This is a genomic window from Marinobacter orientalis (assembly GCF_004792665.1).
Classification (GTDB): Bacteria; Pseudomonadota; Gammaproteobacteria; order Pseudomonadales; family Oleiphilaceae; genus Marinobacter; species Marinobacter orientalis.
Genome location: NZ_SRZX01000008.1, coordinates 98,803 through 119,998, shown reverse-complemented (window position 1 = coordinate 119,998; position 21,196 = coordinate 98,803). Strand labels below are relative to the sequence as shown.

The window sequence follows — 21,196 nt, the reverse complement described above, 5'->3', positions numbered from 1 at the left end:
CGAAGGCCCAACAGGCCGTTAGGTCGATAAGGACGGCAGGCGCGGATCTTCCATCAAGGCCAGAGGCGACAAAGCCGCCTCGCTAAACAGGCCGGATATACGGGCGCAAACCTGTCCCTGACATCGAATGCTGAGACCTTGCAAACGGGGAGGAGACCATATACGGATTAGACGAAGTCGTAATCCGACAGATTTCGGGCCATTTGCAGCCCGCGGCCATTGTTGGATTGCGCTGCGCTTAATCCAACCTACGTTTATTCACAGACACGACACGGGTTCGCGGAGAGTGGAGGTACCCACCACTCGCCATTCACCAAGCCATCAACGAATGGGAACCCAGGTTTAATACATCTCCGAGCCCACAGGAACGCCGCGAAGAGAATTAGGCATAGCCTCCCGAATCTCCACATCAATAAAGTGCCCGACTACCTCCGGACTCTCGTGCCGGAAGTTCACAATGCGGTTGTTCTCGGTGCGCCCCGCGTATTCACCCGGATCCTTCCTGGACAGGCCGGTTACCAGGATGCGTTGTGTCGTGCCCACCATCTTGCGGCTGATGTCCATGGCCTGCTGGTTGATGCGCTCCTGCAGGATGCTCAGGCGCTGTTTCTTGACTTCAATGGGTGTGTCATCGGGAAGATCCGCAGCCGGAGTACCGGGCCGGGCGCTGTAGATGAAGCTGAAAGATACATCAAAGCCGATATCGTTGATCAGCTTCATGGTGTCTTCAAAGTCCTTCTCGGTCTCCCCCGGGAAGCCGATGATAAAGTCCGAGGAGAAACTGATGTCCGGGCGGATCTTGCGCAGGCGGCGGAGTTTGGATTTGTACTCCAGCGCCGTGTGGCCGCGCTTCATGGCTGACAGGATGCGATCAGAGCCGCTCTGAACCGGCAAGTGCAGGTGACTGACCAGCTCCGGCACCTGCTCGTAAGCTTCGATCAGCGAGTCCGAGAATTCCACCGGGTGAGAGGTGGTGTAACGGATGCGGTCGATGCCGTCGATGGTGGCGATCACGGACACCAGCTCCGCCATGTCCATCACGTCGCCATCGTGGGTTTCGCCACGGTATGCGTTCACGTTCTGGCCCAGCAGGTTCACTTCACGCACGCCCTGGCCGGCCAGGTGAGCCACTTCCGCAATCACATCGTCCACCGGGCGGCTGACTTCCTCGCCGCGGGTGTAGGGCACCACGCAGAAAGTGCAGTACTTGCTGCAGCCTTCCATGATGGACACAAACGCGGAAGGGCCGTCGGCGCCGGGGTCGGGGAGGTTGTCAAACTTTTCGATTTCCGGGAAGCTGACGTCCACCACGCCGACGCCGTTACCCCTGGTGCGCACTTCGGTGATCATGTCCGGCAGCCGGTGCAGGGTTTGCGGGCCGAAGACCATATCCACGAAGGGCGCCCGGTCAATGATGGCCTGGCCTTCCTGGCTGGCCACGCAACCGCCCACACCGATGATCAGGTCCGGTTTGCTGTTTTTCAGTTTTTTCCAGCGACCCAGCTGGTGGAACACCTTGTCCTGGGCTTTTTCCCGGATGGAGCAGGTGTTCAACAAAAGGATATCGGCATCCTCCGGCGAGTCAGTCATTTCGACGGTTTCGCCTGTTTTAAGCAGGTCCGCCATTCTGGATGAGTCGTACTCGTTCATCTGGCAGCCATGGGTCTTTATGTACAGCTTCTTGGCCATGTTTCTCAACGTATTTTGTATAGGGTGGTGTGTGGTTTGCGCCGGAAGGTCAGCATTGGCGCTCAAAAAAGTCAGCTGGCCATTATAACGGGGTGATCAATCCGCAACCACCTCTGTCTCGGCAATCCTCTAAATCGCTTGTGGTATTATTGGTTTTCCTGGGCTCGGAAATTGAAGCCTCAAACATCAATGATCACTAACCAAAACTCCAATGACCCCCGAACGCCTAGCCCGAATCAAACAAACCCTCAACACCCGCCAACCAGACCTCAGCGTCCTCACCGACCAGGTCCACAAACCCCGCAACCTCTCGGCCATCATCCGCTCCTGCGACGCCTTTGGCCTGGCCAATATGCACGTGGTCTGGCCGCGCGAAGGATTCCGCGCATTCCGCAAAACCGCCGGCGGCAGCTACAACTGGGTCACCACCCACACCCACCCAACCATGGATGAAGCCATATCTACGCTGAAAGGGCAGGGCCACAAACTTTACGCCGCGCAACTGTCTGACCGCGCGATCGATTACCGGGAAGCGGACTTCACCGTGCCCTGCACTGTGATCATGGGCAATGAAGTGGATGGCGTCAGCGACAGCGCCGCCGAGCAGGCAGACGAGCACATTGTGATACCCATGATGGGTATGGTGGAGTCCCTGAACGTGTCCTCCGCCTGCGCCATTATCCTCGCCGAAGCACAACGGCAGCGTAAGCTGGCCGGGATGTATGATTACCGGCGTCTGCCGGATGATGAGTACAACCGGTTGCTGTTCTGCTGGTGCCAGCCGGTTGTGAAACGCTATTGCGACGACCGCAACCTTCCGTACCCACCCATCGACCCGGAAACCGGTGAGCTGGTCGATGGCGTAAGCTGGATGCAGGAAGTCCGGAAACTTCGCGCAAACCGCCCGAGATGGACCGATAAAAACCCGGTCATTACCAACGAAACTGAATAAAACAGGTCAACCCGCAAGCCTTGATCGGTCACGGTGTGGGGGTGCATTTTCTGCCGGAAAAAGGTGTCCGAGCGCAGCGAGTTCTTTTTCCATAAGAAAATGCACCCCCGCGCCGGGACCGGCCTCCGAGCTACCAGTCTGGCGGACCAGTAATCTCAATCGTCGCGACTTTCCAAATAGCGCTGCAACTGCTCCCGCAAGGCCTTAGGCAGCTTCGTAATCGTCAACGCATCATTGTCACGGTCATAGTAGACCGCCTGATTAACCAGATCGGACGAAAACGACACACTCATGCCACCACCAGAGCCCGCAATACGCACCAACTTCTTCACCTTGCGATGATCCGGGTGCAGCACCCCACTCTCCGGCAGCTCTGCCGTCTCACTGGCAAATTCCTTGAACCGCTGCGGCTGATCCTCATCCAGATAGCCAGACAGCGCCTCGATAGCCACCGGCTCGCCCAGGGCATGCTGATCCCTGGAGAACTCATAGGCCCGCGCACGAATCTTGCCCGCTTCCTCAGGCTCTGACGACCTGGCAAAGGCTTCCACCGCATCCATGAACGTCAGGGTTTCTTTCTCTACGTCCACCTGATTGGTAAAGCCGCACAAGCGGATAAACAGCTCTCCCGGTTCACCGCTGCCACGGGCATGAACCAATGTCAGATAATTCTCCCCGGGGTTATCATTCTGCCAATCCTCCAGCTCGATACGCACCGCCAGATTCAGCCGGGAAAGGCTGAGCACATCGGTGGTATCCAACGACTGCTGGCCATCAAACCGCAGAGCACTGTCGCTTTCTATTACCAGCAGATACATTACCTCCCCATCCGCCAGAGCCTCGTGCACCAGCATCAGGTGGCCCTGGTGCTCCTCCTGACTGCCGTTCAGCAATTCCTGCCACTGACCGAAAATACGGTCGGTCAGGGAAACGAAGCTCTGCCTGTCCTCCAGATAATCTTTCAGCCAGGCGCTGAATGGCGATTCGCCAACGTCCTCTGAAAAACGCCCGTATTTCTTGCCCGGCTTGCTGTTGAACAGACGCTTCATCTGCTTGTGAAGGCCCTCATAGTCGCCACCGGGCTCGGACAGGGCCTCACCGGGGCGAACCTGTGCCGGTTGTCCGGGCTGGAGCTGGCTGGCGAAGAGGGTGCGAAGGTGTTTGATGGCCATGGAGTTTTTGGGTCCTTGCTTGGTAAAACGTAAGAGGCTCTGAGGGTAAACCTTCAGGGGGATGGGATTGTAATGGATTTTGAGTGGAAGGTTGAGTTTGGTGAAGGGTGAAACGGATTGTCGGATTACGGCCCTTTGGGCCTGATCCGACCTACGGGGGATTCAAACCAGGTGTGATCGGTCACGGGGTGGGGGTGCCTTTTCTGCCGGAAAAAGGTGTCCGAGCGCAGCGAGTTCTTTTTCCAAAGAAAAGGTACCCCCACCCCCGAACCAGCCCCCAAGGTCTCAGACCACAGGGGCCTCCTACATTCCTGTGAAAGAAGTTAAACCCGCTTGTGGCGCATCAGATCCTGAATCAGCGTATTGACCGCGTCAGTGATTTCCTGGTCGTCGTCCGCAGACACCGACGCCGAAGCCACGTCGGTACCCAGATCCACTGCAATGGCAACCAGGCCGTGGGCGCTAACTATCTGGGCGGCGCGGCGGCGGTCCTCAGCATCGCCGGCGTTGTCCTCGGTCAGCACCACTGACGTCTTGCCCTGGTCGAACAGGGCACGCTCAACAGCCAGTGCCAGGGCCGGAGCCTTCTTGCCGTTACAGGCAATGATGGCCGGCTTCTGGGCCAGACGGCGCTCACGCTCCTCACTGGTCACCGGATCCAGCGACTCAACCGTACCGGCAGTGCCGGCAATCATGCCTGCACCAATGGTCACGTTGGTCAACCGGTCAATCACGATAAAGCTACCGGTGGCGTGGTTACGCGGGTAGGCGTCAAAGGCAATGGGCTGGCTCAGGGTCAGCTCGCACAGACCGATCTCGTTGAGCTGCAGGGCAGGGGGATTGTCATTCTTCTCCAGCGTGTTCACGTCAGTCTGGTGATGAATCTTTTTGATTGTCCCGGAGGTAAAGGTAGGGCCGAGCTTGATATCGTAAAGCCGGCCGGTTTCCAGCGGACCGTCCGTCATCCATACAATATTGGCGGTAAAGCGGTTGCCCACTTCCGGCTCGTCCTCGGCCTTCACCAGCATATCGCCACGGCTGAGATCGATTTCATCGGTAAGGGTCAGTGTCACCGCCTGATCGATGTAGGCTTCTTCCAGGTTGCCATCGAACGTCACTACATCCTTGATGGTACTGGTGCGCCGTGACGGCAGGGCCATCACCCTGTCGCCGGGGCGGATAACACCGGAGGCGATGGTGCCGCAGAATCCGCGGAAATTCAGGTTGGGCCGGTTGACATACTGCACCGGGAAGCGGAAATGCTCCAGATTCTTGTCATGGGAAACCTCGACAGTTTCCAGAATCTCCATCAGCGGCTGGCCGGTGAACCAGGGGGTATGCTCGCTCCTGTTGACGACATTGTCGCCCTCCAGGGCGGAAATCGGCACAAAGCGGATGTCCTTCAGGCCCAGCTTGTTGGCAAAGGCCAGGTAATCATCCTTGATTTCATTGAAGCGCTCTTCGCTGTAATCCACCAGGTCCATCTTGTTGATAGCCACTACAATGTGGCGGATACCCAGCAGGGACGCGATGTAGGAATGGCGACGGGTCTGGGTCAGCACTCCGTAACGGGCATCGATCATCAGGATCGCCACCTGGGCGGTAGACGCGCCAGTGGCCATGTTGCGGGTGTATTGCTCATGGCCCGGGGTATCGGCAATGATAAACTTGCGTTTGTCGGTGGAGAAATAGCGATAGGCGACATCAATGGTGATGCCCTGCTCCCGCTCTGCCTGCAGGCCGTCTACCAGCAGGGCCAGGTCCAGCTTTTCGCCGGTGGTGCCCATCTTGGCGCTGTCGGTCTTGAGGCTGGCCATGTGATCTTCGTAGATCATCTTGGTGTCGTGAAGCAGGCGGCCAATCAGGGTGCTCTTGCCATCGTCCACACTGCCGCAGGTCAGCAGGCGCAGCAGCTCCTTGTTCTCATGTTGCTTCAGGTAGGCCTGAATATCTTCGGCAATCAGATCAGACTGGTGTGACATCTTAGAAGTACCCTTCCCGCTTTTTCTGTTCCATGGAGCCAGCCGAATCGTGGTCGATCACGCGGCCCTGACGTTCGGAGCTGGTGGCCAGCAGCATTTCCTGGATGATCTCCGGCAGCGTATCTGCCTCGGATTCAATGGCGCCGGTCAGCGGGTAACAGCCCAGCGTGCGGAAGCGGATGGACTTCATCTCCGGCTCTTCACCTTCTTTCAGGGGCATACGGTCGTCATCCACCATGATCAGCGTTCCGTCGCGCTCAACCACCGGGCGCTTGGCCGAGTAATACAGGGGAACGATCTCGATGTTTTCCAGGTAGATGTACTGCCAGATATCCAGCTCGGTCCAGTTGGACAGCGGGAAAACGCGAATGCTTTCGCCCTTGTTGATCTTGCCGTTATAGATATTCCACAGCTCAGGGCGCTGATTCTTCGGGTCCCAGCGGTGGTATTCATCGCGGAAGGAATACACACGCTCCTTGGCCCGGGATTTTTCCTCATCCCGGCGAGCACCACCGAAAGCAGCATCAAACTTGTACTTGTCCAGCGCCTGCTTCAGTGCCTGGGTTTTCATCACGTCGGTGTGTTTGGCGCTGCCATGGGTAAATGGCCCGATACCCTGTCTGATACCGTCCTCGTTCTTGTGAACGATCAGGTCCAGCCCGTACTCCTTCGCCTTGCGGTCCCGGAATTCGATCATTTCCCTGAATTTCCAGGTGGTGTCGATATGCATCAGCGGGAACGGAAGCTTGCCGGGGTAAAAAGCCTTGCGGGCCAGGTGAAGCATCACCGCAGAGTCCTTACCGATGGAATAAAGCATGACCGGGTTGTCGAATTCGGCTGCGACTTCGCGGATGATGTGGATGCTTTCAGCTTCCAGTTGCTTGAGGTGCGTCAGGTTGTAAGTGGTCATCGTATCCTGTTACCGCTTTGCGTGCCTCCGGATCAGGTGGAGGCTGGGCGTGTGAATGCGGCAATGATACCAGATCAGACCATGGCATAAGAAGGTCGGCAACTAGAGTTTGCTGCTATAACAATATAGCGCCGGAATAGCCCGGCGGCGATATCCGGTGGCCTCAGTGGGGAGCGCTGGAGAGCAGTTTGCTGACGTAATTGTTGATGTACTCGAAACCGTTGCCGTCAAATTCAGCGAACTGAATGCCAATCTGGAACTGGTCGCGGGCGATGCGACGCATGTGGACGATGTTACCGGCGGCAATCACCGAGACCGGTTGCTGGGCAACGACAGGAACCGAGAAAGTGGTAGTCACGGATATCCAGTTGCCGGGCGCGGGTGTCTTCTGGCCGGGGACCAGTGCCCTGATGGCCTCCTGGTCACACAGAATCATGATTCCGGTTCGTGAAATGTTTGAAATTTTGCAGGTAAAACAACTGCCATCCGTTTTTTCAATTCTGACTTCGGTTGAAACATCAACACGCTGCTGATTGCGAAGGTTCGGTTTGGCGGCAACTGGTTTCATATTGACTCTTCTGGCATCTCTGGTTTCAAAGGAGGCTGCCTTACCCATCGTTCAGTCCTTTTTTATTTGCTGTTCTTTCGACCTTAACTTCCTGAAAGTCTATTTGTTTGTTTCGTGAACAGCAAGTTGCCTGTCGCCAACGTTGTCAGATTTGTGAACTGGATATGAACATGGCGTCACTGATAATGATGCATATCAATAACCGGTATCCGGAATTCCCTTTTCGAGTTCGCTGACGGCAGCAGGCTTGCTGGGGTAAACTACCGGCCGACATTATTCACCATTCACCCGGAGCCGATTCAGGCGCCTTGATTCCGTGCAGGTTATGACAGACAAAGATCCTTCCGTTCCCCAGGGTGGCAGAGTAGGTTTCATCAGCCTTGGCTGCCCCAAAGCGCTCGTTGACTCGGAGCGCATCCTTACCCAGTTGCGGCTGGATGGCTACGATGTGGTGCCCACCTACAACGACGCCGACATTGTTGTGGTCAATACCTGTGGCTTTATAGACGCGGCCAAGCAGGAGTCCCTGGACGCCATTGGCGAGGCCATCAGCGAAAACGGCAAGGTGATCGTCACCGGTTGTATGGGGGTGGAGGCCGACAGGATCCGCGACGCCCATCCCGGCGTTCTCGCGGTTTCCGGCCCCCAGGCTTACGAGGAAGTGGTCGGAGCAGTCCACCAGTTTGTGCCGCCGAACAGGCAGCACGACCCTTTCACCGACCTGGTTCCACCCCAGGGCATCAAGCTGACGCCGCGGCATTATGCCTATCTGAAGATTTCCGAGGGCTGCAACCATCGCTGCACCTTCTGCATCATTCCGTCCATGCGCGGTGATCTGGTCAGCCGCCCGATTGGCGATGTGATGGATGAGGCCCAGCGCCTGGTGGATGCCGGGGTCAAAGAGCTCCTGGTGATTTCCCAGGACACCTCCGCCTATGGCGTGGATCTCAGATACCGCACCGGCTTCTGGCAGGGCCGCCCGCTGAAAACGAAAATGCAGTCATTGTGCGAGGCGCTGGGCGAAATGGGAGTATGGGTGCGCTTGCACTACGTTTATCCCTATCCCCATGTGGACGACATCATTCCGCTGATGGCCGAAGGCAGGATCCTGCCGTACCTGGACATTCCATTCCAGCACGCCAGTCCGAAAGTGCTCAGGGCCATGAAACGCCCGGCCCACGACAGCAAGACACTTGAGCGAATCCGCAAGTGGCGCGAGATCTGCCCGGAGCTGACCATCCGCTCCACCTTTATCGTGGGGTTCCCGGGTGAGACCGAGGAAGATTTCCAGTACCTGCTGGACTGGCTCGATGAAGCACAGCTGGACCGCGTAGGCGCGTTCAAGTACAGCCCGGTGGAAGGTGCCAGGGCCAATGAGCTGGAGGGCGCGGTGCCGGAAGAGGTAAAGGAAGATCGCCTGGCCCGTTTCATGGAAAAACAGGCCCGGATCTCCGCAGCCCGCCTGCAGGCAAAAATCGGGCAGACTATCGATGTGCTGATCGACGAAGTTGATGAAGAGGGTGCTATCGGGCGTTCAAAGGCGGATGCGCCGGAGATTGACGGGATGGTTTATCTTAATGAGGAAACAGACCTTGTTCCCGGGCAGATTGTTCAGGTCGTGGTTGAGCATGCCGATGAGCATGATCTTTGGGGGCGGCTTGTCTGACTGGACTCAGGTTTAGCTCCCGGCCTGGGTGTTGCGGGGGAGGGCGTTGGCGGATGCCCCCTCCCAAAAAACGCTACAAGCCCATCCATGGGCGCTTGGGCTCCGCCATCCATGGCTCCGCACAGTTTTGGAGCCCCCTTCCTGCCTCGTGCCGTTAACTCCGAATCCAGGCAGGCTAGGGCCGCAGCCAGACATCACGACCCACAGTAGAACCAGAGAGTCAGCCTCCCAGTTTCTTAACAAGAATCTCATTAAACAGCTTGGGATTCCCCTGACCCTTTGAGGCCTTCATCAGCGGCCCCATAAAGCCACCCAGCATTTTCTTCCGCTTCTTGGGGTCGGATTCCTGCTGATACTGGGCAACCTGATCCGGCATTGAGGCCAGTACCTCCTCCACCATCTTCTCCAGTTCCCCGCTATCAGAAACCTGCTTCAGGCCCCTGGCATCGATGATGGCATCGACATTGTCGTTTTCGCCGCTCCACAGGGCCTCGAAGACCTTCTTGGCGCCGGCAGACGAGATGGTGTTGTCGGCAATGCGCACCACCAGATCGCCAAGTTGGGCGCCGGAGATCGGCGAGTCGGCGACGGATTTCTCCTCCGCATTCAGGCGAGCGGAGAATTCGCCCTGGACCCAGTTGGAGGCCAGCTTGGCATCTTTGCCGCGCTCGGCGGTGGTTTCGAAGAAAGTGGCCAGTTTCGCGTCACTGGCCAGCAGGCCCGCGTCGTAGTCGTTCAGGCCATACTGCTCCATGAAGCGCGCCTTGCGGGCGTCAGGTAGTTCCGGGAGGCTGTTGCGTGCTTCGTCGATAAAAGCATCGTCGATTTCCACCGGCAGCAGGTCAGGGCAGGGAAAGTAACGGTAGTCGTTGGCTTCTTCCTTGGTACGCATGGAGCGGGACTGATCCCGGTCACCATTATACAGGCGGGTTTCCTGCACGATGGTGCCGCCGTCTTCCAGGATGTCCATCTGCCGCTCCACTTCGTGGGCAATGGCCTGCTCCATGAAGCGGAAGGAGTTCAGGTTCTTGGTTTCGGTGCGCGTGCCGAGGATTTCAGAGCCTTTCGGCTTGAGCGAGATGTTGACGTCAAACCGCATGGAGCCCTGGGACATATCGCCGTCACAGATGCCCAGCGATGTGACGATGCCGTGCAGCTTCCTGGCGCACGCCACTGCCTCAGCGGCATTGCTCATGTCCGGTTCAGTCACCACCTCAATCAGCGGCGTACCGGCGCGGTTCAGGTCAATACCGGTCATGCCATGGAAGTCTTCATGCAGCGACTTGCCGGCGTCTTCTTCCAGGTGGGCGTGATGGATCCGCACCCGCCTGGTTTCACCGTTGGCCAGATCAATATCCACGTAGCCAGGACCCACGATCGGCCGTTCCAGCTGGGTAGTCTGGTAGCCCTTGGGCAGGTCGGGGTAGAAATAGTTCTTGCGTTCGAACACCGAGCGTCGCTCGATCTCTGCGTTCACCGCCAGGCCAAACATCACCGCGTAGCGGAACGCCTGCTCGTTGGGAACCGGCAGGGTGCCAGGCATCGCCAGATCAACAGCATTGGCCTGGGTGTTGGGCTCAGCGCCATAGGCGGTGCTGGAGCCGGAAAAAATCTTGGTTCGGGTGGCGAGCTGAACGTGAATTTCCAGCCCGATCACAATGTCCCACTGCATAGTCATTCTCCTGTCCGGGCTTATTGCGGTTCACGCTGGTGCCAGTCGGTCACCTGCTGGTATTGATGGGCGGCATTGAGCAGGCGTGCCTCGGAGAAATAGTCCCCGATAATCTGCAGGCCGACCGGTAATCCGTCCACGAAGCCAGCCGGCACCGACATGGCCGGAATGCCTGCCAGGTTGACGGCAACGGTAAACACGTCTTCCAGGTACATGGTGACCGGGTCGTCGGATTTCTCGCCCTGGATAAAGGCCGGAGAAGGCGTGGTCGGGCTCATCAGCACATCCACTTCCCTGAAAGCGTCGATAAAGTCCTGCTGGATCAGTCTGCGCACCTTCTGGGCCTTGAGGTAATAGGCATCGAAATAACCGGCGGACAGCGCGTAGGTACCCACCAGAATCCGCCGCTTCACCTCGGCACCAAAACCTTCTGCCCGGGTGCGGGTGTACATGTCCAGCAGATCTTTCGGGTCTTCGCAGCGGTAGCCATAACGGGCGCCGTCAAAGCGCGACAGGTTGGCGGAGGCTTCTGCCGGAGCAATCACGTAATAGGCAGCAATGGCAAGATGAGCGTGGGGTAGCGATACTTCCTTTACCGTTGCGCCCAGCTTTTCATATTCCCCGATGGCAGAACGAACCTGCTCCTCCAGGGCCGCATTGAGATTGCCGGCAAAGTATTCCTTCGGCAGGCCAATGCGCAGGCCCTTCAATGGCTCGTCGAGCGTTGCAGTGTAGTCCGGCACCTCCCGGTCGAGGGAGGTGGAATCCCTGGGATCAAAACCGGCCATCACATTCAGCATCAGCGCGTTGTCTTCGGCGGTGCGCGCCATGGTGCCGCCCTGGTCCAGGCTGGAGGCAAAGGCAATCATGCCGTAGCGGGAGACCCGGCCATAGGTCGGTTTCAGCCCGGTTACGCCGCACAGCGCCGCTGGCTGGCGGATGGAACCACCGGTATCCGTTGCCGTCGCCGCCGGCACCAGTCGCGCCGCAACGGCCGCCGCCGAGCCCCCGGAAGAGCCACCGGGCACACGTTTTTCACCCTTGCTCAGGCCCCAGGGGTTGGTCGTTGCGCCGAAATGACTGGATTCGGTAGAAGACCCCATGGCGAATTCGTCCATGTTGGTCTTGCCCAGACACACCGCGCCCGCCTTGCGGAAGTTCTCCGTAACCCTGGCATCGTAAGGGGGTACAAAGTTGGCCAGCATCTTCGACCCACAGGTAGTTGCCACCCCATTGGTGCAGAAAATGTCCTTGTGAGCAAACGGCACACCGGTCCATCGCGTGGCCCTGCCCGCAGCCCGTTGCTCGTCCGCGGCATGGGCATCCGCCAGGGCCTCATCTTCGGTAATGGTAATAAAGCTGTTGAGCTGCTCATCCTCTTTCTTAAGGTGGCCCAGGAACTGCCGGGTCAGCTCCACACTGGAAATCTTGCCGCTCTCCAGCTCGCGGGAAAGCTCTGCTACGGATTTGTTATGCATGTCACTTCCTGATTACGTCGCTGTTGATCCGATTACTCAATCACGCGGGGCACGAGATAAAGACCATTCTCCGTAGCCGGCGCAATCGCCTGGAAAGCCTCCCGCTGGTTGGTCTCCGTTACCACATCCGGGCGCAGGCGCTGTACAGCATTCAACGGATGAGCCATGGGCTCCACCGAATCGGTATCCGCCGCACTCAGCTGATCCACCAAGTCCAGGATGTTGCCCAGATCCTTCTCCAGCGCCGAAACCTGCTCCTCGTCTACCCGGATACGGGCCAGAACAGCGACTTTTTCAATATCCTCACGGGAAATGGTCACATTGCCTCCCAGTAATATGAAGTTTCAGTAATTTACAGGCATCACTGACCGGCGGATGCCTGAATATCACAACAGGTACGAGGGCGCTTGGGAGGCTGCTTTCCAAAACTGTGCGGAGCCATGGATGGCGGAGCCCAAGCGCCACAGGGATGTGCTTGAGCGTGTTTTGGAAAGCAGCCTCTCAAGTGCCCATGCACCCAAGTCAAAAATAAAAGCGCATGGTAACAGATTCGAACAATCGCGGGAGGGGCCAAAACAAAGGGCAAAGTGTGAAAGACCCCGCGGGAGCCCCGATGGTGCCTTGCCTGCGGGGGTGCTCGCTGCTAAAGTTGCCGCATCATTTTTTGCGACTGCAACTCTCAGGTTGAAACTACACGAATGTTGAAAAGACTCAGAGGCTTATTTTCCAGCGACCTGTCCATCGACCTGGGCACCGCCAACACCCTTATTTACGTACGCGAACGCGGCATAGTACTCAACGAACCTTCCGTAGTAGCCATCCGTACCCATGGGTCCCAGAAAATGGTTGCCGCCGTCGGTGCCGAAGCCAAACGCATGCTGGGCCGTACTCCGGGCAATATCACCGCTATCCGTCCCATGAAAGACGGCGTGATTGCGGATTTTGTCGTCACCGAAAAAATGCTCCAGCACTTCATTCACAAAGTGCATGAAAACAGCTTCATTACTCCCAGCCCCCGGGTGCTGGTCTGCGTGCCCAGCAAATCCACCCAGGTGGAACGCAAGGCCATCCGCGAATCCGCCCTGGGTGCCGGCGCGCGGGAAGTCTTCCTGATTGAAGAACCCATGGCCGCTGCTATTGGTGCCGGTCTGCCGGTCGAGGAAGCCAGTGGTTCGATGATTGTGGATATCGGTGGTGGTACCACCGAGATTGCCATCATCTCCCTGAACGGCATTGTTTACGCCGAATCTGTGCGAACCGGCGGTGACAAATTCGACGAAGCGATCGTTACCTATGTGCGCCGCAACTACGGCAGCCTGATCGGTGACTCCACCGCCGAGCGCATCAAGCACGAAATTGGCTGTGCCTATGAAGGCCTGGACATTCGCGAAATCGACGTTCGCGGCCGCAATCTGGCGGAGGGCGTACCCCGGGCCTTTACCCTGAACAGCGAGGAAATCCTCGACGCACTGCAGGAATCCCTGGCCCAGATCGTCCAGACCGTGAAGAGCGCCCTGGAGCAGTCGCCACCGGAACTGGCATCCGACATTGCCGAGCGGGGCATTGTGCTGACCGGTGGTGGTGCCTTGCTGCGTGGCCTGGACAAACTGATCAGCGAGGAAACCGGCCTGCCGGTGATCATTGCCGAAGATCCGCTCACCTGTGTCGCACGTGGAGGCGGTAAGGCGCTGGAAGTGATTGACCGTGGCGGGATTGGAATGTTCTTCCAGGAGGGCTGATCTTGACCCCGGCTTTACGCCCCGACATTGCCCCATCCCGGCCGCCGCTTGTGAAATCTCACGGCGGCGGTTGTCGTATGGACACCTGCAGAGTCTGCAGGAGGGTGCGCCATTAAAACCATCTTCGTGCAGGGCCCCGTTCCGGGCTTCAGGTTGTTGCTGATCATCGTGTTGTCGGCGGCGCTGATTGTGGCCGACGAGCGTTTTGATCAGCTTACCCCGGTTCGCAGTGCCATTGGCACGGGCCTGGCACCCATTCACTGGTTGGGCAATGCTCCTTCGGAGCTCAGCAACTGGGTTGCCGGCCTGTTTACCTCCAAGGAAGAACTTCAGGCCGAGAATGAGGAGCTCCGTGCCCGCCTTCTGATACTGGAACGCCGCGCTCTCAAGTACGCCGCCCTGGCATCGGAAAACAACGAACTGCGCAAACTGATGAACTCCTCGGAAGTACTTGATGACCGGGTCATCGTGGGGGAAGTCGTCGCTGTTTCTCCTGATCCCTTTTCGCATGAAGTGGTTATAAACAGGGGCAGCCGGGATGGTGTCGAGGTTGGTCAGGCGATACTGGACGCCAATGGTTTGATGGGACAGGTCGAGCAGACCAGCAGTTTTACGTCCAGGGTATTGCTGGTTTCGGACAGTAGCCATGCGGTGCCGGTAGAAGTGGTCCGCAATGGTTTGCGGGCGGTTCTTCTGGGCAACGGAGACACGGAAGCGCTGGAGCTGGTACACGTCCCGGATACCGCCGACATCCGCGAGGGCGATCTGCTGGTCAGTTCGGGTCTGGGCGGGCGTTTTCCCAAAGGATATCCGGTTGCCAAAGTCAGCAGGATCACCAAAGAGCAGGGGGAACCCTTCGTGAAAATCGAGGCCACACCACTTGCGAACCTGAACAAGAGCCGGTTGCTGCTGGTGGTATTCTCGCCGGAACAGGAAGCGACTGACGAGGCACAGGATACAGTCCCGAGGACTGAAGCCGGCGCGGCAGAACAGGACGGGGTGCGCTGATGCTGTCGGTGATCAGCTATCCCGTCTTCGCATTCAGCATTGTGGTGGCCCTGGTGCTCAGCAGTTCGCTGTTCCCGGTGGGTTGGTTCGAATTCCGGCCGGAATGGCTGGGGTTGATGGTGTTTTACTGGACATTCCGGGCGCCCGCCCAGTTCGGCATTCTGCTGGCCTGGTGTCTGGGGCTGTTGCTCGACGTTCTGGAGGCCACACCACTGGGTGTCAATGCCCTGGGAATGGGGGTTATTGCGTTTCTGGTACTGACAATTCACCAGCGGCTGCGCATGTACCCCATGCCGCAACAATGCCTGATGGTGTTCCTGCTGTTGGGTATAAACCAGATGCTGGTGCATTTCATCAAGCAGATCCTGGGCGCGGATGACTCGGGCTTCAGTTATCTGTGGCCGGCGCTGACAAGTGCCATAGTCTGGCCCATCGTTTGCGTCCTGCTTGATAATCTCAACCGCAAACTGGGATAGAGGAGGCTCGGGCATTCCATGACAACGATTGTTCTCGCCTCTGCCTCACCGCGCCGGGCCGAACTGCTGCGGCAGATCGGCCTGTCCTTCCGGGTCTGCCCGGCCGATATTGATGAAACCCCGGGTAGCGGTGAATCGGCGCTTCACTATGTGGAGCGGCTTGCCCGGGAAAAAGCACTGGCTGCTAAGCTGGCAGAGCCGGGCGCCATTGTGATCGGCTCGGACACCTCCGTTGTTCTGGCCGGCCGCATTCTTGGCAAGCCCCGTAATCGCCAGCACGCGATGGGGATGCTCAGGGAGCTGTCCGGCGCTACCCACCAGGTAATGACCGCTGTCGCCATTGCCAGCGTAAATGACTGTGAGGCCCGGGTTGCAGTTACCGATGTCCGCTTCCGGCCGTTGTCCGGCGAGGAAATAGCGGCCTATGTGGCTACCGGAGAACCCATGGACAAGGCCGGAGGCTATGGTATTCAGGGTCGCGGTGGTATTTTTGTAGAAGAACTGCGGGGCAGCTACAGCGCTGTGGTGGGGCTACCCTTGCAGGAAACTGCAGAATTACTTGCCGCCGCCGGATGCCCGGTCTGGCAAACCTGGAACCGCAGTCAGGAGAGCAACAATGAGTGAAGAGATACTGATCAATGTAACCCCGGTAGAAACCCGGGTGGCTCTCGTGGAGAACGGCATGCTCCAGGAAGCCTACATTGAACGCACAAGCCGGAAGGGAATTGTCGGCAATATCTACAAGGGCAAAGTGGTTCGCGTGCTGCCCGGGATGGAGGCGGCGTTTGTGGATATCGGTCTGGAACGGGCCGCTTTTATTCACGCGTCCGATGTGGTTCCCGTCCAGCAGCCGCCAAATGTCCCCACCGATACCCCGAAATCGGTACCGGACATCCGTACCCTGCTGCGGGAAGGCCAGTCGCTGGTGATACAGGTCACCAAGGATCCTATCGGCACCAAGGGCGCGCGGCTGACCACCCAGCTATCCATACCATCCCGTTATCTGGTGTTTATGCCCGGTGTCAGCCATGTCGGTATTTCCCAGCGAATCGAGGACGAGAATGAGCGTCTGCGGCTGAAAACACTGGTGGAGGAAGGAGCCGCAGCCGACCCGGACGTCAGTGGGGGCTACATCATTCGCACGGCAGCGGAGGCCGCCCCGGCAGAAGATCTCCTTGGTGACATGGCCTATCTGCATCGCCTCAACCAGGCGATCGAAGAGCGCATTACCCGCTCTGTGGCGCCGTCTGTGGTCTATCAGGATCTGCCGCTGTTTATCCGCACCATTCGCGATCTGATCCGGCCCCAGACTGAAAAAGTCCGGATCGACAGCCGTGAGAGTCACCAGCGGGTCATGGAGTTTGTGAACGAATTTGTTACCGAGTTCTCTGAAAAGGTGGAATACTATCCCGGTGAGCGGCCGCTTTTCGATCTGTATTCTGTTGAGGATGAAATCCAGAAGGCACTCAGCCGCAAGGTCCAGTTGAAGTCCGGCGGGTATGTAATCATTGACCAGACCGAGGCAATGACCACCATCGATATCAACACGGGCGCCTTTGTAGGCCACCGTAACCTTGAGGAAACCATCTTCAAGACCAACCTCGAGGCGGCCCGGGCCATCAGTCGCCAGCTCCGGCTGCGCAACCTTGGCGGCATTATCATTATCGATTTCATTGATATGGATGATTCCGAGCATCAGCGCCAGGTGCACCGTATGCTGGAGAAGATGCTGGAGCGGGATCATGCCAAAACCAAGATAACCGGGGTGTCGGAGCTGGGCCTGGTGGAAATGACCCGCAAGCGCACCACCGAGAGCCTTGGCCAGATACTCTGTGAACCCTGTCCGATCTGCGATGGCCGTGGTTTCCTGAAGACCAGTGAAACCGTCTGTTACGAGGTGTTTCGGGAAATCCTGCGAATAAATCGTGCCTACGACGCAGAAAGCTATCTTGTCATGGCCTCCCAGAGCGTGATCGATCGCCTGCTGGACGAGGAATCCGATAACGTTGCGGACCTCGAGACGTTCATCAGTAAAACCATTCGCTTCCAGGTTGAGCCATTCTACAGTCAGGAGCAGTATGATGTGGTGCTGCTTTAACGCCGGAACACCAGGCATTGATCAGGCTTGGCGGTGACCCCTGATGGCCTCCAGTGTGGCTGATCAAAAAAACAGACATGTAGTTGTCCGATTACTGTCACGCCTTGCCAGCCTGATCTGGTGGCTGCTGCTTGTGGTTATTGTTCTGCTGGCATTGTATGCCGGGCTGGGGCGGCAGCTCACCCAGAATATCAATGATTACCGCGCCAATATCGAACAGTTGCTGTCGTCGGAGCTTGGCCAGGAAGTCCGTATTGGCGCTCTTTCGTCCAGCTGGAACTGGCTCAACCCGACCATTATCGCCCGCGAAATTGTGGTGCTGTCTGACGGTGAGGGCAAGAAGGCAGCGGGCTCCCTGCAGAGCGTTCGCATCGGTCTCGATTTCCTGGCATCACTGGGCCGCTTGCGTATTGTGTTTGCCAACTTTGAAGCAGACGGCCTCAAACTGACGGTAAACCAGACCCGGCGTGGCGAAGTGATGGTTGAGGGGGTTGATATTCCCGAGCCGGTGGCTAACGACATTGAGCGCTGGCTTGAACTTGCCGGGACCTGGCTTTCGGATCCGTCGGTAAAAATAACCCGCCTTGACCTCGGGATTCGCGACAATAACGACCAGGTAAGGCACGTGGAGATTCCCCAGCTCGATCTGGTCTATCAGCGCGGCCTTTTTCACGCATCAGGCCGTGCCATGCGTCCCGGAACCACCGAACAGCTGGCCAGCTTCGGACTGGTTGGCCGGCACTTTTTCCGGGGCGATTTTACCGGCCAGGTATACGCCGATATCAACTCCGGACGGCTGTTCGACGGGCTTGTTGAAGAATACGCCTGGCGGGATGTCCGGGTGGAAGGATTCAACCTGGGCGGCCAGGTATGGATGACGTTTCGTGACGGCCTGATGGAACAGGTCAGCGGTAACGTGACAACGCCTTACCTGCAAATCGGCTCTGGTAGCCAATCCCTGGCGCCGCTGGAGGACATCAGGGCAAGTTTTGGCTGGCGCAGACGGGAAGCGTCAGGCGAATCGCATTCAGCAGCAGCGGACCAGCCCTGGTTCACTGCCGGCGAATTCCACCTCAAGGGGCTGGAGTGGCAGTGGAATGGTGAGGCGGTGCCTCCATTCAGCGTTCGTTTTCAGCATGATGAGAAAGGCCCCAGGATCATCGCAGACGGGCTGCCTCTGCAGCCGCTTCGACGACTGGTAGCCGGCGTTGGTGTACTTCCCGAAAGCGCCACAAGGGCGCTGGAAAATCACCGGCCGTCCGGAAGGCTGAACCAGCTGATGCTCAAACTGCCGCCGGAGGGCAGCAGAGACTTCCAGCTGACCGCGCTGTTGCAGGATCTTGAGTTCCGTGCGTTTGGCGGCGTGCCGGGGATCTCGGGCGTTGACGGCAAGTTGGTTGTCGACAACGAGGGCGGCTATGTCGATGTGCAGAACGAGGAACTGACGCTGGGCTTGCCCAACCTGTTTCCGGAACCCTGGGATTTACAGGATGTCGGGGCGACCGTTGCCTGGCGGCTTGATGGCGATATCATCCGCGTGTTTTCCGACGATATCCACCTGACGTACGGCGCTGGCACAGACGTGACCGGTGCTTTCGACCTGCGGCTGGACAGGCAGGGCGAGAACAATCTTGGCCTGAAGGTCGGTATCAAGGACGGCAGAGCCGATATGCTTGGCGAATTCGTGCCGGTCAAAGCCCTTGGTCCCCGCCTCTCCGAGTGGCTCAACACCGCGATCAGCAAGGCGGATATCGTCAGCGGGGAATATTACGGCCATGGAGTGATTGGCCGCGGTGCTCCGCCGGGTTCTTTTGTTTCCTCCATGGTGTTCAGTTTCAGGGATGCAGCGATACGCTATGATGAACGCTGGCCGGAGGTTACCGATGTCTCCGGCACCGTTCACGTTCACAATCGCCGCGCCCGGGTTGATGTGGAATCGGGCCGCACCGGCGGGCTCGATCTTCAACCCGGACAGGTTATCGTCGACCCTGGAGACGACGGCGTCCGTGTCTACGTGGATGCGGCCGCGCCGGTGCCCGGTGACGCTGTGGCTTACTGGATGGACAACAGCCCCCTGGGTGAGATGGCCGGCGTCGCTGGCCGAAGCATCCGTCTGGATGGCAGTTATCATCTTGAGCTGGACCTTGGCCTGCCTCTGGGCTCGGACTCGCTGGCGGATATCAGCGCCACGGTGCGGGCAGATGAGGGTACGCTGACCTATCTCCCGGCGGATCTGCAGTGGACGCAGATCAACGGGGAGCTGACCTACAGTACCGAGGACGGCTTCTCCGACGAGCCACTTCGAGGCCGTTTCCTGGGTGCGCCGGTGACGGTTCGTTTGCGCCGATCCGGGGTGGATGACGCACTGACGATTCGCCAGTCCGGTCGTCTGGATATCCGTAACCTGCTGGCACAGACCGCCCTGGGCGAGGGAACCAGTCTCGGGCTCAGTGGCGAGTTTGGCTACCAGGCAACCCTGAATATATCGCCGGACGAGGCATCCGCCGTGAAGCTGTATTCGGATTTGTCCGGGCTTGCGGTCAGCTGGCCGGAGCCCCTGGCGAAAAGTACAGAGCAAAAGGCACCCCTGAGTGCCACCATAACCCCCCGGGGTGAAGCCGTGAATGTGTCCGTTGACTGGCCGGATCGTCTGAATCTGGAGTTGTTGTGGCAGGCCGGCAATCTGGAGCTTGATATTGACAGGGTGTTTCTGGGCGACCAGCAGCTGACCGATATCGAGGTGTCAGCACGCCAGGAGAACGGGGAGTGGTCTGTTGATGCCGAGTCCGAGTGGCTTTCCGGTGTTGTTTACTGGCCCGCTGATGACAGCCCGGTCGTTGTGGATATCGAGCGGCTGAAGCTTGCGCGGGGCGAGGGGAGAGTCGAGGACGAGATACCGCCGCTGCCTGAACCGGAAGAGCAAGTCCGCGCTTTCCGGGAACTGGCAATGGGAAACTGGCCGGATGTCGACCTTCGTATCGCCAGTCTCCAGCTTGGTGGTGACGACGCCGGAAGCTGGTCTCTGTGGCTTCGTCCGGAAGCGACGAGGCTGCGGGTTGAGGATATAAGCGGGACCCTGAAATCCCTGGAGCTCGACGGGGAACTGACCTGGAGCATCGCCGGGGACCGGGAAAGCACCCGTTTCGTCGGCGACATTACCGGCGATTCCCTGGCGGACATGGGCAATCTGTTTGGTACCCAGATTCCGTTTCGCAGCGAGAGTACTGCCATCAATATGGACATTGACTGGCCGGGGCGGCCCAATGATTTCGATCTGTCGGGGCTCAGCGGATCAGTGCGAGTGCGTTTCGACGACGGCGTCATTCTCGAGGGCAACAGTACCGCGCAGCTGTTCCGGGTGTTCAACCTGTTGAACTCGGATACCCTTTGGCGCCGGCTCCAGCTGGATTTCTCGGATCTGTACGAGGCCGGTGTGGCATTTGATGCCATTTCCGGCAAGGCAAGCATCATCAACGGGTTGCTGACACTGGATCCGGAATTGCAGGTGGTTGGTCCTTCAGGCGCTTTCAAGCTCACCGGCACAAGCAACATGATTGAGGAAACCCTTGACATGCAAATGGTGGTGGTTCTGCCGTTGACCCAGAACCTGCCTCTGGCTGCACTGCTGATGGGCGCCGGAGCTCCCATCGGCGGAGCGCTGTTTGTGCTGGACAAAGTCCTGGGCGATCCATTGAGTAAACTCACCAGTGCAACTTATAGTGTGACAGGGAACTGGGACGAACCGGATGTTCGGCTCAGGCGAGTATTCGACACCGGCCAGTAATG

Annotated in this window: 16 protein-coding genes; 8 read left to right on the top strand and 8 right to left on the bottom strand. The window is 58.2% G+C overall.

What is annotated here, in order from left to right:
- Window positions 1–342 precede the first annotated feature (342 nt).
- Window positions 343–1,689, bottom strand: coding sequence for a tRNA (N6-isopentenyl adenosine(37)-C2)-methylthiotransferase MiaB (gene miaB, locus DIT72_RS16835; protein ID WP_135956407.1), 1,347 nt, complete (start codon window positions 1,687–1,689; stop codon window positions 343–345).
- Window positions 1,690–1,900: 211 nt separating this feature from the next.
- Between miaB and trmH the strand changes: the two genes are divergently transcribed.
- Complete coding sequence (gene trmH / locus DIT72_RS16830) at window positions 1,901–2,641, top strand: tRNA (guanosine(18)-2'-O)-methyltransferase TrmH (RefSeq protein ID WP_135956406.1); 741 nt, start codon at window positions 1,901–1,903, stop codon at window positions 2,639–2,641.
- A gap of 155 nt (window positions 2,642–2,796) precedes the next feature.
- On the opposite strand, the gene DIT72_RS16825 is transcribed toward trmH, so the two are convergent.
- The 4 genes from DIT72_RS16825 to DIT72_RS16810 all read right to left on the bottom strand — a co-directional run bounded on the left by DIT72_RS16825 (window position 2,797) and on the right by DIT72_RS16810 (window position 7,273).
- Window positions 2,797–3,813 carry a nucleoid-associated protein gene (locus DIT72_RS16825; RefSeq protein WP_135956405.1) on the bottom strand — a complete coding sequence of 339 codons (1,017 nt, stop codon included), beginning with the start codon at window positions 3,811–3,813 and terminating at the stop codon, window positions 2,797–2,799.
- 323 nt (window positions 3,814–4,136) lie between these two features.
- Window positions 4,137–5,795: a sulfate adenylyltransferase subunit CysN gene (gene cysN / locus DIT72_RS16820; protein ID WP_135956404.1), complete on the bottom strand. Its 1,659-nt coding sequence runs from the start codon at window positions 5,793–5,795 to the stop codon at window positions 4,137–4,139.
- A gap of 1 nt (window position 5,796) precedes the next feature.
- On the bottom strand, window positions 5,797–6,705 hold the full coding sequence (cysD, locus tag DIT72_RS16815) for a sulfate adenylyltransferase subunit CysD (protein WP_135956403.1): 909 nt from the start codon (window positions 6,703–6,705) through the stop codon (window positions 5,797–5,799).
- Window positions 6,706–6,868: 163 nt separating this feature from the next.
- On the bottom strand, window positions 6,869–7,273 hold the full coding sequence (locus DIT72_RS16810; protein WP_135956402.1) for a PilZ domain-containing protein: 405 nt from the start codon (window positions 7,271–7,273) through the stop codon (window positions 6,869–6,871).
- A 325-nt stretch (window positions 7,274–7,598) separates the two neighbouring features.
- Between DIT72_RS16810 and rimO the strand changes: the two genes are divergently transcribed.
- A complete protein-coding gene (gene rimO / locus DIT72_RS16805) occupies window positions 7,599–8,939 on the top strand; it encodes a 30S ribosomal protein S12 methylthiotransferase RimO (RefSeq protein WP_135956401.1) in 1,341 nt (446 codons plus the stop codon).
- Window positions 8,940–9,159: 220 nt separating this feature from the next.
- Here the strand turns inward: rimO and gatB are convergent, their stop codons facing one another.
- From gatB to gatC, 3 genes are read right to left on the bottom strand one after another with little or no spacing between them, the layout of a single operon-like run.
- On the bottom strand, window positions 9,160–10,611 hold the full coding sequence (gene gatB / locus DIT72_RS16800) for an Asp-tRNA(Asn)/Glu-tRNA(Gln) amidotransferase subunit GatB (protein WP_135956400.1): 1,452 nt from the start codon (window positions 10,609–10,611) through the stop codon (window positions 9,160–9,162).
- A 20-nt stretch (window positions 10,612–10,631) separates the two neighbouring features.
- A complete protein-coding gene (gene gatA / locus DIT72_RS16795; protein ID WP_135956399.1) occupies window positions 10,632–12,089 on the bottom strand; it encodes an Asp-tRNA(Asn)/Glu-tRNA(Gln) amidotransferase subunit GatA in 1,458 nt (485 codons plus the stop codon).
- Window positions 12,090–12,121: 32 nt separating this feature from the next.
- A complete protein-coding gene (gatC, locus tag DIT72_RS16790) occupies window positions 12,122–12,409 on the bottom strand; it encodes an Asp-tRNA(Asn)/Glu-tRNA(Gln) amidotransferase subunit GatC (protein WP_135956398.1) in 288 nt (95 codons plus the stop codon).
- A 378-nt stretch (window positions 12,410–12,787) separates the two neighbouring features.
- Here gatC and DIT72_RS16785 point away from each other — a divergent pair, with 378 nt between their 5' ends.
- The 6 genes from DIT72_RS16785 (at window position 12,788) to DIT72_RS16760 (ending at window position 21,194) form a co-directional block, all read left to right on the top strand.
- Window positions 12,788–13,828: a rod shape-determining protein gene (locus DIT72_RS16785; RefSeq protein ID WP_114614015.1), complete on the top strand. Its 1,041-nt coding sequence runs from the start codon at window positions 12,788–12,790 to the stop codon at window positions 13,826–13,828.
- A 153-nt stretch (window positions 13,829–13,981) separates the two neighbouring features.
- Window positions 13,982–14,836, top strand: a complete 855-nt coding sequence (gene mreC / locus DIT72_RS16780) for a rod shape-determining protein MreC (RefSeq protein ID WP_211578882.1) — start codon at window positions 13,982–13,984, stop codon at window positions 14,834–14,836.
- Window positions 14,836–15,312, top strand: a complete 477-nt coding sequence (gene mreD / locus DIT72_RS16775; RefSeq protein WP_135956396.1) for a rod shape-determining protein MreD — start codon at window positions 14,836–14,838, stop codon at window positions 15,310–15,312. The genes mreC and mreD overlap by 1 nt, the downstream gene beginning before the upstream one ends.
- Window positions 15,313–15,330: 18 nt before the next feature.
- Entirely contained in the window at window positions 15,331–15,936 is a 606-nt protein-coding gene (locus tag DIT72_RS16770) for a Maf family protein (RefSeq protein ID WP_135956395.1), read from the top strand.
- Complete coding sequence (rng, locus tag DIT72_RS16765; RefSeq protein WP_135956394.1) at window positions 15,929–17,410, top strand: ribonuclease G; 1,482 nt, start codon at window positions 15,929–15,931, stop codon at window positions 17,408–17,410. The genes DIT72_RS16770 and rng overlap by 8 nt, the downstream gene beginning before the upstream one ends.
- 55 nt (window positions 17,411–17,465) lie before the next feature.
- Window positions 17,466–21,194, top strand: coding sequence for a YhdP family phospholipid transporter (locus DIT72_RS16760; protein ID WP_228260853.1), 3,729 nt, complete (start codon window positions 17,466–17,468; stop codon window positions 21,192–21,194).
- Window positions 21,195–21,196 lie beyond the last annotated feature (2 nt).